Annotated in this window: 1 protein-coding gene; it reads right to left on the reverse strand. The window is 73.5% G+C overall.

Translation table 11 applies throughout. The annotated features are described in order from the left end of the window. Window positions 1–145: 145 nt before the first annotated feature. Window positions 146–337 carry a hypothetical protein gene (locus tag ACFWWR_RS30610; RefSeq protein WP_384306576.1) on the reverse strand — a complete coding sequence of 64 codons (192 nt, stop codon included), beginning with the start codon at window positions 335–337 and terminating at the stop codon, window positions 146–148. Window positions 338–607: the final 270 nt, after the last annotated feature.

Raw genomic sequence — 607 nt, forward strand, 5'->3', positions numbered from 1 at the left:
GTTTCCCCCCTTGGCTACCGCCCCCCTGAGGCTGGCCCGCACCCCCCGCCCACCTAAACCCGCCGCATTGGCGGGCGCACGCGGGGGGGCCGGCCCCCCCTTCTGCGGGGGGCGCCGGCGCCACGGTTCCTGCTGAGCGGCCTCGTCAGCCGTTCTGTCCGAGGGTGCCCTCGTCGAGGTCGGCCAGACTGTCGCTGGAGACGGTCTGGTCGAGGGCATTGACGGTCTTGTCGTCGTCGAGGGCACCCAGTGCCTCTCCGGCGTGGGAGGGGGAGACCGCCGCGACGACGAACCCGGTGGCGAGGGAGGCGATGGCGAGCATGCTGCGCTTCTTCATACCGGGCTCAACTGGCGAACCGCCACGAGGGTCACGCCCGACTCCGAAGTGATCGCGACGGCGCGGGAAGCCGCCGAGGGGGCTCGCGCGGCGGATCCGGACCCGCCGCGCAGCCGCCGTACCAGGTCGTCGGCGGATCCCGGCCACTCGATGTGCCGTGAAACACCGAGCTCGGCCGACCCGCGTCGGGGCGGCGGAGCTCGGAGCAAACGTTCCTGCCGAGTGCGTCAGACTACCGCCGCGGCGGTGTCCGCCCGTCTGGCGAGCGCC

The sequence above is a fragment of the Streptomyces sp. NPDC058678 genome, from assembly GCF_042714835.1.
Taxonomy (GTDB): domain Bacteria; phylum Actinomycetota; class Actinomycetes; order Streptomycetales; family Streptomycetaceae; genus Streptomyces.

Bases quoted from the DNA above. Each gene is read 5' to 3' on its own strand.
- ACFWWR_RS30610 (WP_384306576.1), bottom strand. From the start codon at position 337: ATGAAGAAGCGCAGCATGCTCGCCATCGCCTCCCTCGCCACCGGGTTC.